The organism is Streptomyces sp. NPDC055103, from assembly GCF_053607625.1.
This window is the reverse complement of record NZ_JBSGTX010000005.1, coordinates 14,900-29,061: the sequence shown is the minus strand read 5'-3', so window position 1 is coordinate 29,061 and position 14,162 is coordinate 14,900. Positions and strand designations below refer to the sequence as shown.

Here is a 14,162-nt window from a genome sequence, read left to right as displayed (position 1 = left end):
GTGACGATGCAGTGGACGAACAAGGGGAGCGCCCTGCTCCTCGCCGGTACGCTGTTCGCGCTCACCGGCCCGCTCGCGGCCGCCGGCACCCCCGGCGCGTTCGGCGCTCCCGGCGCGCCTCAGGCAGCGCAGCAAGCGCAGCAAGCGCAGTCAGCGCAGACATCCCGAGCGGTCGCCGAGCCCGCCGAGGGACCCGACCCGATCGACTTCGCCGTCGTCGTCGACCAGTCGGCCAGCCTGGCCGACAAGGACCTGGCGCGCGAGACGGAGGCGGCGGGGCTGCTCAGCCAGGGCGAGATATCCGAGCGCTCCCGGGCGGCCGTCATCGGCTTCGGCAGCTCGGAGAAGTCCGGCCAGTCGCCCGTGCGCGAGGTCTGCGCGCCGACCGTCGCCGACGCGGCCGGCCGCGAGCGGCTCAGCGACTGCGTCCAGCTGCTCAACCGGCGCGACGCGGCCCGCATGGGGCCGGGCACCGACTTCCCGGCGGCCATCCGCCAGGCCGTCACCCGCCTCACCCGCCTCCCCCGGCCGGCGGACCTCCCGAGCCTCCCCGAGAAGGGCACCACGGGTGGGGCGGCCGCGAAGGCCCCCGCCACCCCCAAGGTCGTCTTCCTCCTGACCGACGGCAGGCTCGACGTCTCCGACAGCCCCGAGTACGGCACGGACCCCGCCAACCGCCAGTCCAACGGCGAGCGGCGGCTCACCGAGGAACTCGCGCGCGCCCGGGCGGCCGGCGTGCAGATCTGGCCCCTCGGCTTCGGCACCGAGATCGACCGCGCGGCCCTCACGGCCATGGCCGAGGGCGGCTACCGGGGCGCGTGCTCCGACGTGCCGGGCTCCGTCCCCCACATGCGGGTCGTCAGCAGCTCCGCCGAGCTCGACAAGGCCCTCCAGGAGACCTTCGCCGCCGCCCGGTGCGCGCGGATCTCGCACGGCACCGCCGGCAAGCCGCCCGCCGACCTGACGGTCGTCATCCCGCCCATCGCCACCGACGGCTCCCTCACGGTGTCCAAGCACGACCCGAAGGTACGGGTCACCTACTTCGACCCGATGGGCCGGCAGGTCCCCACCCGGGGCGAGCTGGACGGCTCCACCTTCGAGGTCGGCGGACAGGACGGGCCGGTCGAGGCGCTGCGCGTGAAGAACCCGCTGCCGGGCCGCTGGCGCGTGCACATCGAGGCGCCGGAGGGGCACCGCGACCGCGAGGTCGCCGTCCGCGCCATCTGGCAGGGCATGCTCCGCTCCGACGTCACCCTCGACCCGGCCTCCCCGCGCGCGGGCGAGCAGGTCACCGTGTCGGTACGGATGCAGACCCGGCGCGGTGTCACCGTCACCGACCCCCGCCAGCTCGCGGATCTCACGGTGGCGGCCGAACTGCGCGGCGCGGGATTCGCCCCCGTGACGTTCCGGCTCGCCGACGACGGGAAGGCCCCCGACCGCAAGGCGGGCGACGTCCGGTTCACCGGGACGCTCACCGTGCCCGCCGGCGCCACCGGCGACCTGGAGCTCACCACCCGCATGTCGGCGCCCGGCGTCACCTCCGACCGGCGGCCGCTGCACGCCCGCGTCACCCAGGGCACCCCGCTCCTCACCGCCGGGCTCGCCCTCGACCGGGCCACCGTGCACCCCGGGAGCACCGTCGGCGGCACCATCGACGTCACCAACAACGACTCCGGACCGCGCACGCTGCGGCTCGCCGTCGAGGACCTGACTCCCGGCGCCCGTCTCTCCGTCTCCCCGGCGACCGTCACCGCGCCGCCGGGCGGGAGCACGCGCGTCCCCTTCACGGTGACCGTCGGCGACGGCACACCGCTGGGCGAACTGGGCGGCCGGATCGCGGCCGTGGACACCGGCGACGGCGACCGCGTCCTCGACGACGGCTTCCTCGACGTCCTCGTCGTGGCCCCGCCGACCTGGTGGGACCGGTGGTGGAAGGCCGTCGTCGGCGGGGCCGCGGGACTCGTCCTCGTCGCCGCCTTCCTCGGCGTCCAGGAGGCGGCCAGGCGCCGCCGCCGCGACCTCACCGGCGTCACGCTCGAACTCCGCGAGGGCGGGCGGGTCCTCGACACGCTCACCGTCCGCCGCGGCCAGAGCGTCCGAGGGTCGTTCCCCTTCGCGGTCGACGACGTGGGCGGCGCCCCGCCCACCCTCCGCCGGGCCCGCGAAGGCTCCTCCTCCGGCGCCCATGTACTGCGCCGCACGGGCGGCGGCCAGCTGCTGCTGCGCCCCCGGGGCGGCGCGCAGGTCCCCCTGCGCCCGGGCGAGCCGGCCGGCCTCGACGCGTACGAACTCGTCGTACGGGGCGGGGGAACGGGCCGCGACCGCGGGCGGGGCCGCGCCCGCACGGGCTCCGGTACCGGTAGGGACGATGGCGTCGGCTTCGGTACGGACGACGGCTACGGCTATGGCTTCGACTCCGGCGCCGACGACGGCTACGGCTCCGGTTACGGCTTCGGCTCCGGCTCGGGCTCCGGTCCTCGTACGGGGGACGGAACCGATTCCCGTACGGACGACGGGGCCGGATCCCGTACGCGTACGGGCGCGGAAGGCCGCGTACCAGGGCCGCGCCGGTTCGGACTGCCCCGGCGATCCGACCGGTCCGACCGGTCCGACCGATCAGGCCGGTCCGACCGGTCCGACCGATCAGGCCGGGCAGGCAGATCAAGCCGGTCAGACAGATCAGACAGATCAGGCAGGACAGACCGATCAGCCCGATCCGGAGGCGCCGCGGACATCCCCGCGGCAACCGATCCCGGAAGCGGACCCAGTACGGGCACGGGCGGTACGGCCGCCGGGGACCCGGACCCCAACTTCTGAACGGGCCCCCAAAGGAGACGACATGAAGATCTATCAGCCCATGCTCTTCGTCGGGCTCGGCGGCACCGGCGGCCGCATCGGCAGCGAACTCGAGCGCAGCCTCCGCCGGGAGCTCTGCGGCCCCGACGGCACCGACCTGGTCGACGGCGGGCGCCGGATGCCCTTCCAGCTGCCCGACTGCCTCCAGTTCGTCTACGCCGACTTCAGCGAGGCGGAGCTCCTCAAGCAGCCGCAGTTCCGGGCCAGGGGCGCCGAGGGCGCCGCCTTCGCCCGTACCTCCCGCATGGTCCGGGACCTGCTGCCGACCGACTTCGACTCCTCGCCCGAGGTCACGGAGATGCTGCGCGTCTCCGTCCCCGAGGAGACCCGGCTCTGGCTGCCGCCCCGGATCCGGCAGCCGCGCGTCGCCCCGCTCAACAGTGGCGCGGGGCAGCTGCCGACCGTCGGGCGCGCCGCGCTCTTCGCGACCCTGCGCTCCGGTCTCGAACCCGTCCTGCGCCAGCTCCGCGAGGCCATCGGGGCCATCGGCCAGGCGGCCGGCGACCTCCAGCGGGTCGGTGGCGGCCGGATCAGGGGCTGCGACGTCTTCGTCGCCTTCTCCGTCGCCGGCGGCACCGGCGCCGGCATCTACTACGACTTCATCCACCTCATCGGGCACGAGTTCCGCAACGCCAAGGTGCCCGGCGTGAAGATCTACCCGCTCGTCGTCATGCCGTCCGCCTTCCCGCCCGAGGCGGGCGGCGGGCGCGAGGCCGAACTCAACGCGGCCCGCGCCCTGGTGGACCTCTCACGGCTCGTCGACGACCAGAACGTACCCGATGCCGTCGACGCCGTCGGCGACGTCGAACAGCGCGGCCGGCTCAGCGTCACGTACCCGCGGGACGGGGTCGTCGCCCTGCGCCCCGCGACCATGCAGACCGCCTTCCTCTTCTCCAAGCCGTCCGTCATCGGCGCCGAGGACCTGCGCCGCTCCATCACCGCCATGGTGATGTCCCTCATCGGCACCGAACTCAGCGACTCCAACGGCTCGGTGACCCATGCCGACGACGACTACCAGTCCTTCGCCGAACGGTTCGTGAACAAGAGCGTCGAGCGCTCGACACCGGCCCGCTCCGGCATCGGCTACCGCGGCATGTCCACCAGCCTCGCCGCCTCCCTCACCGTCCCCATCGACGACCTCGCCGAGATCGTCGCCGCCCGGCTCCTCGCCCAGGCCGTGCGCGGCATGGAGGAGCGCGCCCGGCGGCCCGCCCGGGACGGATCGGACCTCGTCCGCGACCTCTTCGTCCGCTCCGGCATCGGCCGGCTCTGGAACCGCGAGGCGCCCGACGTCCCCGGACCCGAGCAACTCCCCAGGGGACGAAGGGACATCGCCCAGGAGCTGCAGCACCGGATCGGCGACATGGATGACGCGCTGCGCCGTCTCGACGCCCATCTCACCCGCGAGATACCGCGCCTCACCGAGGACTTCAGGCCGGGCTCCGGCGCACGCGAACTCCTCGGCCTCATCGGCCCGTTCCAGCTCGAAGCCGTCCTGGCCGGCCTGCCCGGCCACCCCGAAAGAGTCGCCAGAGCGGGCTTCACGGGCATGCTGGACAACCGGCGCAACGAACCCGAACGTCCCTCCCACGTCCAGGCCTCCGCCCCGCCGATCCCGCGCATCAAGGGAAGCGTCGGCGGCGTCGTACCGGCCCGGTGGAACGACCCCGACGTCCAGGACGCGCTCGCCGCTCAGCAGGCCTGGTACCAGTGGCGGGCCCGCAGCCTCTGGCACCGCGGCTGGCAGGCCGGCGAGGCCCAGTGGCGGCCGTCCCTGGCCAGGACCGTCAACGAGCTGGGCGAGCTCACCAAGGTGCTCCGCGCCCACGAGCAGGACGAGGCACGGGGCTTCGCCGAACGCCGCCGCGAGCTCTACCGAGACGACCGCGCCGGCATCGCCTACCTCCTGCCCCCGCAGAACACCCTGCGCGCCTTCTACGACGACGTCGTCGACCGGCTCGCCCAGAGCGAGGGCCTCCCCGAGACCACCGACGCCGCGACCCTCCTCGACCGGCTGGTCCGGCCCGACGACTGGCGCAGCGCCCTCGACGCGGTCCGCCGCTCGCCGGGAGCACCGGTCAAGGAGATCAAGCAGGTCCTGGAACGCCGGGTCAAGAAGCTCTTCGGCGAGGCCAACGAGGCCCAGTTCGCCCGCCCCCTGCTGCCCTCCATGGAGCTGCTGCTGCGGGCCGCCGCCGGGGACGAGGGCGCCGAGTCGAAGGTCGACCCGCGCTGGCTCGACCAGTTCCGCGCCCGGCTCGCCGGGCTGCTCCCCGTCGGCTTCGTCCCGGACGGCAGCGGCCCGATGAAGATCCTCATCGTGCACCCGGCCAGCGAGTCCGACGGCCGCGCCGCCGGCTTCCTCCGCCAGGCGCTCAACCTGCCCGCGAAGGCCGACCAGGAGTACCGGGCCGTCGACACCGAGTCCCTCACCGTCGTCCTCTTCCGCAGCGGCATGAACCTCACCGACATCTCCGAGGTCCGCAACGTCCTCAGCCTCTGGTCCGAGGCCCGCGACTCGGCCGGCGAGGACGACTTCCTGCACTGGCGCCAGCGCCTCGGCTACCAGGACGACTGGCTCGTCGCCACGGAGCAGGACCGCCAGCGGATCATGCACCGGCTGCTCTGCGCGATGTGGAACGGCAACATCGCCACCGAAGGACCGGCCGACTCGCCCGGCCTCGTCCGGATCCGGCTCCAGGAAGGCGAGTCCGCGACCATGTCGCTGCGCCTGGAGGACTTCGACGGCTCGCTCTCCAGCTGGGCGGGGATGCTGCGCGCGTACGAGCGCTGGGCGCTGCTCGACGAGGGCCAGATCATCGAGGTGTTCTGCGAACGCCTCATGCGGACCCTGCCCAAGGGCCTCGGGCAGGTGCCGCAGCCGCCGTCGCGGCTCTTCACCCACTTCGTGGAGGAGGTCGCCCCGCGCCAGCTCGTCCTGCTCGACCGGCTGGAGGCCGAGTACCGCGAGTACGGCGACACGGACGTCGAATGGCTCGCCCCGCTGCGCCACTTCTGGGAGGTCACCTACCCGGGCGCCCTCGACATGCGCTTCCCGGCCGCGGCCCGCGCGAACCGCTCCACCCTGCGCGCCCTCTTCGACCGCCACGGGCCGGGGCGACAGGGGCGGGGACGGGGGCAGGGACAAGGACAGGGGCGGGGGAGTGTGCGGGGTCAGGGCCAAGGGCGGGGCCAGGGTCGGCCGCCCGGTCCTGATCCTCGGGAGAACTACGGATACGGATACGGATACGGAGACGGAGACGGGTACGGGGCGGGGACCGGGCCCGGGAGCGAGCCGGGGCGGCACGGTCAGCCCGGGCAGGCGTCCAGGCCGGGGGCGGGACGGCACGACCCGTCCCCTCAGTCTCCTGTGGCCGGTGAGGCCCGCGGATCCGCGTACGAAGGGGACTGGGAGTTCGAGCCGGAGCCCGAGTTCGAGTTCGACGGGTACCCGTGGGGCCCGGAAGAGGAGGAGCGGTGAACCGTCGCGCCCTCCCCGAGCGCCCTCTCCCGGGCCACGCCGTCTGCCTCGACCTGAGGTCGGGCGGGCCGGACGACCCCGGCGCCGCCGTCCGCGCGGCGCTGGACGTCCCGCAGCCCGGCGGTCAGCGCCGGTTCCTCGTCGTCGACGAGGCCGCCGGGCTCGTCGCCCATCAACTCCTCTACGAGCGCCTCTCCTCCTACGGCCCCGCCCAGATCGTGTGCCTGGCCGTCGGCGACCGGGGCGACCGGACGCTGCGCCGCACCCTGACACTGCGCCCGCCCGCCGCCGGAGTTCTCTGGTTGTTCGACACCACGGGCGACACGACGGGTGACACCACGGGCGACGGCGTGGGCGACGGCGTGGGGGACGGTGCGGAGGGCGGCGCGGCGGCCGTCGCCTCCTCCGGCGACGCCGTCCTGCGCCCGCTCGTCGAGGTGCTCGCCACCCCGGAGGTCTTCGACGCCGTCCTCGGCTCGCTCGCGGAGGTCGTGCACGGCGTGGCCGTGCCCGCCGTGCGGGTCCTGGAGCACGACCTCACCGACGAGGCCCGCGCGCGGGCCTGGCGGCAGGCCGTCGAAGGGCTGACCGGCCCCGAGGTCCCGGCCGGGGCCGCCTCCCCGGAGGGCGTGCCGGGCGCGCTCGCGCTGCTTCTCGGCGAGGGCGTGCCGCGCTCCCTCTCGGGCCATGACTGGCTGCCGGTCGGGGGCAGGGCGGGGGCCCGGCTCGCCGCCTGCCAGGAGGCACTCGACGACGCCGTCGACGGCTACGACCGGGTGCGGGGAGTGGCGGGGCTCCTCACCGGCGCGGGCCGTGCCGTGGACCTGCCGGGGGACATCGAGCGGCTCACGGAGGAGCTGGCCCGGTTCCGTACGGCCGTCGCGGACGCCTTCGGGGCCGCGGGCGGCACCCGCCTCACCGCCGAACACCGGGGGCTTCTCCGGGACCGGGGCGTCGAACTCCCCGAGCTGCCGAGGGAGATCACGCGAGCGGGAATCGTCCCGGCCCTGCGGGACCATACGTACGACCTGATCGGCCGGGGCCTGCCGCTGCGTTCCGTGGCGGCCAGGCTCTCCGCGCTCTCCGCGCGCACCGCACCGGCGGGCAGTGCCTCCCGGCTCGCGCGCCTGGACGCGATCTGCGGTCCGGAGCGGCTGCGGCGGCTCGGGGGCCGGTATCCCTTCACGGCCGGCGGGTCGCGGCCCGCGGCCTTCGCCCTGACCGGCCTGCTCGCGCTGCTCGCCGGGGTCTGGCCGGTACTCGGCCTGCTCCTCGGCCCGGCCGTCGGCGTCCTCGCCGCCGCCCTCGCCGTCCTGATGCTGCGGCGCAGGCCCAACCGTTCGCCCGACGGCAGGATCGACGGCGGCGGAGCCACGGGCGCGGCGCCCCGGCTCGTCGGCGGAGTCCTCGGCGGCCTCGCCGGCGCGGGCCTCGGCATGTTCCTGGCCCTGCCGACCTGGGCGGGGGCCGCGGCCCTGGCCGTGTCCGTCGTGGCCGTGGTCCTGATCGCCCTGCGCGACTGGACCCGGGCCGTGGACGACTGGTGGGCGCGGGCGGATCCGGAGGAGGCCGGCCGGATGCTGCGGGAGGTCCATGGCCTGGTCGTGACGACCGCCGTGCACGACTGGCTCTTCGCCGAGGTGCGGCACCACTGCTCGGCCGGGGCGGGTGCCACGGCCCGGCTGCTGCGCGGCCTCGCGGACACCGCCGACGCGTACGGCGGCGTGCGGTCGCCGGCCCGGTCATCGGAGTGGGGGCGGGCCCGGACGCCGGAATGGAGGACGGACCAGCCGCCGGAATGGAGGACGGACCAGCCGCCGGAGTGGGGGCCGGACCGGGCTTCCTGGGCGGACGAACCGCCGGAGCCCGCGCCGTATCCGCGACCGGGTCCCGGCCAGGCCGGTGGTGCCGACACCGCGCCGGCCGCCTGGAGTTGGGACGACTGGGCGGACGACGGGGCGGACGACGGCTGGTCTGACATGGACGCCGAGCCGCCCGTACGGACTCCGGCCGCGCCCCCGTACGCGCCCCCGTACGCGCCGCAGTCGTCTCCCTACCCGCCACCGTCCCCGTCCCGGCAGCTCACGCCCGCCCCGGCATGGCTGGAGCGGCGGTACGGGGACGGGGGCCCCGCACTCGTCGACACGCTCGTCGGCGATCTGGTCTCCGGCACCGTCCTCCTCCTCGACGGATGCTGGGCGGGCATCGAACGCGACCCCGGGGGCACGGAGCACACGGCACAGGGGCAGCGGCTGACGGAGCTCCTGGACGAGACCCGGATCCGTCTGGAGCGCGACGCGGCGGCCTCGCCACCGCCGCCGTACGAAAGCCTCCGCGACCTCGGCGCGCTCACCTCGCTCGCGGCCTTCACCGACCGCTCCGAACGGCCCGACGCGGCCCGGCTCACCGGTGTCGCCCCGGACGCGGTGGCCCGGCTGCTGCTCTCCGATGACGACCCCGGCGGCACGGTCGCGCTCTGCGGCCCCGAGCACCTGAGGCTGCTCTCCCACGACCCCCTCGCCGCCCGGCGGGTCCGCTTCGTGCCCGAGGCGATGCGGCGCGGCGCGGCCGGGGACGACATCTGGCGGGGCACCGCCGAGGACGTGGTGTGGACGGGTGCGGGCCGGCACGCCGGCATCCTCCGTCTCGTACCGCTGCGCGCGGACGTCGTGCACACCGTCCGCGCCGAGGAGGCGGGAGAACCGTGACAGACCCGAACCACCCGACAGACCCGAACCACCCGACAGACCCGAACCACCCGACCGACCCGGACCACCTGAGCTACCCGGCCGACCCGCACCACGCGAACTACCCGACCGACCCGGACCATCCGACCGCCCCGAACCCCCCGATCGATCCGTACCACCCCGACCACCTGGCCGAGCCCACGAGCCCGCCGCACCCGTACTACGAGGAGCTGGAGTTCCTCACCCACCGCGAGGAGCCGGTCCGGTTCGCCGTGCGGTACGGCGACGACCGCAGGCCGCCCGGCAGGCCCGGCGTCCTCGCGCGCCGGGCCACCCTGGGCGCGGGGTGGCCGGTGCTGCAGTTCCGGCTGACCGTGTCCGCGCAGGCCGACCCCCACGCGTACGGCCTGCTGGAGCGCGAGGTGGCGGCCGCCGTCGCCCTCGAACGGCGTTACGGGGCAGCGAAGTTCGGGGCCGTCTTCGCCAGGGTCGTCGGCTTCGAACTCACCGCGCCCGAGCCCTTCGTCCTGTACCGCATGCCCCGTGGCAGGCCGCTCGCCGAGTGGGCGGGCCGCCTCGGCTCCGAGGAGCAGGAGCGGATCATCGGCCAACTCGCCCTGGCGGTACGGCTTCTGGAGGACGCCGACCTCGTGCACCGGGTCGTCGCGCCGGACACCGTGCGGTGGGACGGCGCGCACGTACGGCTCTGCGAGCCGTTCGCCGCGCTGCGCGCGGGGGAGGCGCGCGAGCCGTTCGGCGGCGCGCCCTGGGCCTCGCCCGAGCAGCGCGAGGGGAGCGGCGCGACCGACGCGCGCGACGACCTCTGGTCCGTCGCCCAGCTCGGCTACTACCTCCTCTCCGGCCGCCCGGGCCCGGGCGGGGGACCGCCCGGGGACCTCGCGGACTACCGGCGTCTCGCCGCCCTGGCCCAGAGCGGCCTCTTCTCCCCGAGGGCGGCCGAACGGCCGCGCCCCGCCGAGCTCATGCGGCTCCTGAACGTCCGCGATCCGCTCGGCGCGGCCGCCGGAGCCGCCGATCCGCTCGCCCCGTGGCGTGCCCGGTACGACAGACAACTCGCCCGCAAACACGCCGCGTTCGCGCGAGACCCGTGGTCGGACGCGGGACCGTACACCGACCGCGCCGGGCCGGACCCCGTACCGGACCTCGTGCCCGACCCCGTACCGGGCCTCGTGCCCGACCCCGTACCGGACCCCCGCTCCTCCCGCACCACCTTCATCGACCGGATCTTCGGAGGAGGGGAGGGACCCCTCCGCCCCGCCGCTCCGGCGTCGCCGCTCGACTTCCCGTCCGTCCCGCCCTCGCGGAGCCGGATGTGCCCGCACTGCCTGCTGCCCGTCGAGTACGACGAGCGCCTGCTCGTCACCATCGACGCCAAGGGCAACCGGATCCCGCTCGACCTCACGGGGGAGCGGCGACCCGCCCACGTCGCCGACGCCCTGCGCAAGGCCTACCACCTGTGCCCGCACACCGTGGAGGGCGACGAGGAGCACGAACTGCCCGTGCCCTACCTGACCAACGGCGAGCCGCTCTCCGTCGCCCTCGTCGGCAGCTCCTCCGTCGGAAAGACCCACCTCCTCGCCGCGATGCTCGGCGAGATCGAACTCGGCGGCCTCGCGCCGTACGGACTGCGCAGCCGACCGCTCAACCCCGAGGCGCACCGGACCTATCTGCGCGAACGCGTCCAGAACCTCCAGCAGGGACGGCAGTTGGGCCGTACCGGTCAGCAGACCTTCGCCCGCTTCGCGGACGGGCTGCTGGTCTCCGCGGGCGGCGGGACGCCCCGGCCCGTCGTCTTCTTCGACCTGGCGGGCGAGGACCTCGCGCAGGACGGGGAAGTGGCCCGCTTCCTCATGGGCGTCGACGCCTTCGTCTTCGTCCTCGACCCGCTCCGCGCGCTCCGCCTCGGCTCCCTCGACCCGGTGCGGGAGCAGAGCGGGCTGCGTCGCCGCGACCTCGGCGACGAGGCCTTCGCCACCGTCCTGGACCGCATCCCGAGGCAGCGCGGGGGACTCGTCGCGGCGCCGGCCGCGCTCGCCGTCAACAAGAGCGACCTCGTGCGCTTCGAACCGACCGTCGACCGGTGGCTCGGCCGGGCCCTGCCCGGCCGCTTCGACCCCGCCGAGGCGCGGGACGAGAGCCGCGACGCGTACGCCTTCCTCGCCCACCACGCCAGCGCCGCCTGGCTCAAGCCCTTCGACGACTGCGCGAACTGCTCCCTGCACTTCGTCGCCGCGACCGGCGGACAGGCACGCGGCGACCACTTCCCGCACGGGGTCCGGCCGCGCCGGGTCCTGGCGCCCCTGCTGTCCCTGTTCGCCATGTGCGGGCTGCTGCCCGGGACGCAGCCTACGGAGGGAATCGTCCGATGACACGGTCGGAGAACGAGGTCGACCAGATCGTCTTCCGCTGGGACAGCGAGAACTCCTCGGGCAGTACCGGCTTCGGTCCGGTGGCCTGGTCCGGGCTCCGGGACGAGACGGAGGCACTCTTCCGGATCTCCGGCCCCATGCTGCGGGCCGGCGGGGAGGAGACGCGGCCGGCTTTGATCCGCCTGGAGGGCCGCGCGGGCGTGATGCTCATCCGGCGGACCCCCTTCGCGGACGCCGACGGCGGGACGTCCGTCCTCTGTCACGCGCTCGTCGGCTCGCCCGCGCTGCTCGACCCGGCCTTGTGCCTCGGCCTCCAGGCCTGGGACTGGGAGGGCGCCGCCGCCCTGAACGCCGCCGAGGCGCGCGGACGGCTTCCCGTGGTGCGGGAGGAGGTCCTCGTACCGGCGGCGGGCCGGGGACAGGGCGCACTCGACGAGACGCTGCCGTACGTGGCGGGGGAACTCGTCGGTACGGTGGCGGAGTTGCTGCGGCACCCCGACGGCCGGTTCACCGTCCTCGACGAACGCGGTGACACCGCCTGCCCCGTGCTGTGGGGACTGCACAGCATGTTCGGCGAGCTCATCGAACGCCGGTGGACCTTCGCCAGTCATGACACCGTCGAACTGCCCGCGCTGCGTTACGTGTTCGTCGGCCGCTGGTCGGGAGCGGCGAGCCCCAACACGGGCCGCCGCCGCGTCGACCCGTGCGAGCGGTCGGGCGACCGCGCGGAGGAGATCGCCGCCGGGCTCGTCCGCCACCATCTGCGGGGCGTCGAGGAGGGCGACGGACGCGAGTACGCGGTCGGGAGCGCCCTCCACGAGGCGGCGTCCGGCCGCCGGGCCCCGCTCCTCGACACGGCGGCCCGCGCCCTGGACACCCTCGACGCCCGAACCCGCCGCCGCACCGGCCCGGCCCGTGAACCCCGCGTCCCGCCCACGGGGGACGCGCGGTACGGGGCCGCGCCGCCGGACCCCGGGTACGGGTACGGGTCCGGGACCGAGGGTCCGCGATCCGAGGCCGGTCCGCGATCCGGGGCCGTTCCGGATCCGAGATCCGGGCCTGCGCCGGATCCGCTGAACGGAGCTGAGTCGGATCCGAGACCGAGGCCCGCGCCGGATCCGCGCAATCGGGCCGAGTCGGAGCCGCGATACGGGGGTGGGCGGGGGTACGGGCCGGAGCGGGCCCCGGAGCCCGGCACGGCCCTGGAGCCCGGCCCGGCGTCAGAGCCCGGGGCGGCGACGGGCCGGGAGTATCCGACCGTTTCGCCGGAGGCGCGACGCGAGCCGACTTCGCGGGACGGTGACCGCGCGCGGGACATCGACCGCGCGCGGGACGCCGACCGCACGCGGGACGGCTCCGACGCGCGCCGCCCGCCGGTCCTCCCGGTCGCCGAGCGGAGCTCCGTACCCCGGTCTCCCGACGCGGGGCGTCCCCCGTCCTCCCCGGAGCCCTGGGACGGCCGCCAGGACCGCTCCCGCCCCGGCCGGCCCGTCCAGGACCCGCCGCGGCACACGGCGGAGCCGTACACGGACACGGCCCACGGCGAGGCCCCCGGCGCAGCCGACCCCTGGGCCCCGGAGGTCCCGCCGCGGCAGCCCGACCGCGCCCCTGAACGCCACCCCGCCTCCGCTCCCGCCCGCCACCGTGATCCCGAACCGCTCCCCGCCCCCACCCCGGCCCCCGAACCGGATCCCGTACTCCTCCCACGCCCACCCCACTCCACCCCGGACCACGCGCACGATCCGTACCCCCGTCCCGTCCTCCCGTTGGTCGGGGCCCAGTGGACCGGTCCGGCCGACGGCGGCCGGCGTGGGTGGGGCACGAAGCTGCGGGGAGGCCGGGAGCGGGAGGCCGAGACCGGGCTCGTCCACCGGTTGCCGACCGCGCGCGACGTGGAGGAGGCCCGCGGCCTCGTCGAGCGGGCGGGCAGCCGTGAGCTCCTCGACGCCCTGCGCCGCCCTCAGCTGTACGTCGTCGTCACCCTCCTCCTCCAGGAGATCGCCCGGCGCCTGCCGTTCTGGGAGCATCCGGCGCGCCGCGACCTGTGCGAGGTGGTTCTCGGCCGGGAGCTCTGGGCGGCCGCGTCGCCCGGCGCCGAACACGACCGCTCCGAGCCGCCCGAGGAGCAGCGCGCGTCCAACGCGGCCGAGCTGCACCGCTGGGCCGTCCGCCCGCTCCTCGGTGGCGGCGACGCCCCGGTCGGTACGGTCGCGGACCTGCTCTCGCGGCTGCGGAGGAGCCCCGTGCCGTCGGCCCGCGAGGCCTTCTGGCAGATCGTCGACGGCGACCGTCCGGGCCTGCCCGACGCGGTCTGGCTCACGCTCCTCAAGGAGGCGCACGGCGCCCGGCGCCCGGCGCCACCCCACCAGCCGCCGCCTCCCCACCAGGCCGCGCCACCTCACGGGCCCGACGAGGCCCACCGCCCCGACCAGGCCCAGCGACCCGACAAGGCTCAGCGATCCCACCAGACCCAGCGATCCGAGCCGGCCCAACGACCCCACCCAGCCCAACGACCCGACCAGGCCCAGCGCCTCCACCAACCCCCGCCGCCCCACCAACCCCCACCACCCGACCAGGTTCAGCGGCCCGGCAAGCCACCCGGCCCTGTCACCTACCCCCCGCCGGACGGCGACTCGGTCAACGGCTACACCCGTCGCTTCCTGCTGCGCACCGCCGCCTTCCTCGGCCTGCTCATCGCCCTGATCCTCATCGCCTCCGTACTGAAGTGACGGGAAGTGAGGTGACGGG

At 75.5% G+C, this 14,162-nt stretch carries 5 protein-coding genes; all 5 read left to right on the top strand.

What is annotated here, in order from left to right; all coding sequences use genetic code 11:
• Positions 1-6: 6 nt before the first annotated feature.
• From ACWFR1_RS05140 to ACWFR1_RS05120, 5 genes are read left to right on the top strand one after another with little or no spacing between them, the layout of a single operon-like run.
• Entirely contained in the window at positions 7-2,817 is a 2,811-nt protein-coding gene (locus ACWFR1_RS05140) for a VWA domain-containing protein (protein WP_453546882.1), read from the top strand.
• Between the two features lie 22 nt (positions 2,818-2,839).
• Positions 2,840-6,337: a tubulin-like doman-containing protein gene (locus tag ACWFR1_RS05135; RefSeq protein WP_453546624.1), complete on the top strand. Its 3,498-nt coding sequence runs from the start codon at positions 2,840-2,842 to the stop codon at positions 6,335-6,337.
• A complete protein-coding gene (locus ACWFR1_RS05130) occupies positions 6,334-9,045 on the top strand; it encodes a hypothetical protein (protein ID WP_453546622.1) in 2,712 nt (903 codons plus the stop codon). Before ACWFR1_RS05135 ends, ACWFR1_RS05130 begins: the two co-directional genes overlap by 4 nt.
• Positions 9,042-11,414, top strand: a complete 2,373-nt coding sequence (locus tag ACWFR1_RS05125) for a hypothetical protein (RefSeq protein ID WP_453546620.1) — start codon at positions 9,042-9,044, stop codon at positions 11,412-11,414. The genes ACWFR1_RS05130 and ACWFR1_RS05125 overlap by 4 nt, the downstream gene beginning before the upstream one ends.
• Complete coding sequence (locus ACWFR1_RS05120; RefSeq protein WP_453546618.1) at positions 11,411-14,143, top strand: hypothetical protein; 2,733 nt, start codon at positions 11,411-11,413, stop codon at positions 14,141-14,143. The genes ACWFR1_RS05125 and ACWFR1_RS05120 overlap by 4 nt, the downstream gene beginning before the upstream one ends.
• Positions 14,144-14,162 lie beyond the last annotated feature (19 nt).

Excerpts from the sequence above, each read along its gene's own strand:
- ACWFR1_RS05140 (WP_453546882.1), top strand. The coding sequence starts at position 7 with ATGCAGTGGACGAACAAGGGGAGCGCCCTGCTCCTCGCCGGTACGCTG.
- ACWFR1_RS05135 (WP_453546624.1), top strand. The coding sequence starts at position 2,840 with ATGAAGATCTATCAGCCCATGCTCTTCGTCGGGCTCGGCGGCACCGGC.
- ACWFR1_RS05120 (WP_453546618.1), top strand. The coding sequence starts at position 11,411 with ATGACACGGTCGGAGAACGAGGTCGACCAGATCGTCTTCCGCTGGGAC.